Raw genomic sequence first — 1,475 nt, 5'->3', positions numbered from 1 at the left:
CTTCCCCCGGCGCGCGCGACGCCGGCACGCGTTTCCGGATCGTGCCCGCGCGCCACCGGACGCGCACGGCCGGCACCGTGCTCGCCGTCGCGCTGATCGCGATCGTCCTGCATTCGATCCTCGGCAACCCGCAATGGGGCTGGCCGGTGTTCGCCGAATGGTTCCTGTCGCCGCCGGTGCTGTCGGGGCTCGCGCGCACGCTGGTGCTGACGCTGCTCGGCGCGGTGTTCGGCCTCGTGCTCGGCGCGTTCGTCGCACTGGCCCGGCTGTCGCGTTCGCGGCTGCTGTCGGCGAGCGCGTGGACGTTCGTGTGGCTGTTCCGCTCGATTCCGCTGATCGTGCTGCTGCTGATCCTGAACAACCTCGGCTACCTGTACGAGCATGTGCGGCTCGGCGTGCCGTTCACCGACATCGTGTGGTTCGACACGCCGACGACCGACCTGATCAGCCCGTTCCTCGCGGCCGTGCTCGGCCTCACGCTGCACCACGCGGCGTTTTCCGCGGAGGTGATCCGCGGCGGCATTCTCGCGGTCGATCAGGGCCAGCTCGAAGCGGCCGCCGCGCTCGGCCTGCCGCGCGGCCGCCAGACCACGCGGATCGTGCTGCCGCAGGCGATGCGCGCGATCCTGCCGACCGCGTTCAACGACCTGATCATGCTCGCGAAAGGCACGTCGATGGTCTACGTGCTCGCGATGCCGGAGCTGTTCTATACGGTGCAGGTGATCTATCGCCGCAATCTCGAAGTGATTCCGCTGCTGATGGTCGCCACCGTCTGGTACCTGATCATCCTGACCGTGCTGTCGGCCATCCAGGTGCAGGTCGAGCGGCACTATGCACGCGGCGCGCTGCGCAACCCGCCGCCGTCCGTCATCACGTTCGCACTCGCGCGCCTCGGCGGGCTGTGGCGGCGTGTCGCGTCCCGTCACGCTGCATCGGGCGCGCAGGCTCACGGCGACAGCGACACCGCGACCGCCGTCGCACCGCGCGCCGGCGGCGAAGTGGCCGTGCATGGCGTATCGAAACAGTTCGGCATGCAGCGCGTGCTCGACAACGTGTCGTTCGTCGCGCCGCGCGGCAGCGTGACCGCGATCGTCGGGCCGTCGGGCTCGGGCAAGTCGACGCTGCTGCGCACGATCAACCATCTCGAACGCGTCGACGACGGCTTCATCGACATCGACGGCGAACTGATTGGTTATCGCCGCGACGGCGACGTGCTCTACGAACTGAAGGAGCGCGACGTGCTGACGCGGCGCACGGCCGTCGGGATGGTGTTCCAGAACTTCAACCTGTTCCCGCACCTGACCGTGCTCGAAAACCTGGTCGAGGCGCCGGTCGTCGTGGGCGGCGTCACGCGCGACGCCGCCGAGCGCATCGCCCGCGCGCTGCTCGCGCGTGTCGGTCTCGCGGATAAAGCCGATGCATACCCGCGCCAGTTGTCCGGCGGCCAGCAGCAGCGCGTCGCGATCGCGCGGGCA

1 protein-coding gene is annotated in these 1,475 nt (G+C 69.5%); it reads left to right on the top strand.

Annotated features, from left to right (window positions below):
• Positions 1–1,475, top strand: a 1,475-nt coding sequence (locus G3N99_RS39995; protein ID WP_206125166.1) for an ABC transporter permease subunit, incomplete at both ends; no start/stop codon positions are given.

Origin of the sequence: Burkholderia sp. Ac-20392 (genome assembly GCF_017104585.1) — a bacterium.
In the GTDB taxonomy this organism is placed as follows: Bacteria; Pseudomonadota; Gammaproteobacteria; order Burkholderiales; family Burkholderiaceae; genus Burkholderia; species Burkholderia lata.
The sequence above is the reverse complement of the archived record's forward strand: the minus strand, read 5'-3'. Positions and strand labels throughout refer to the sequence as shown.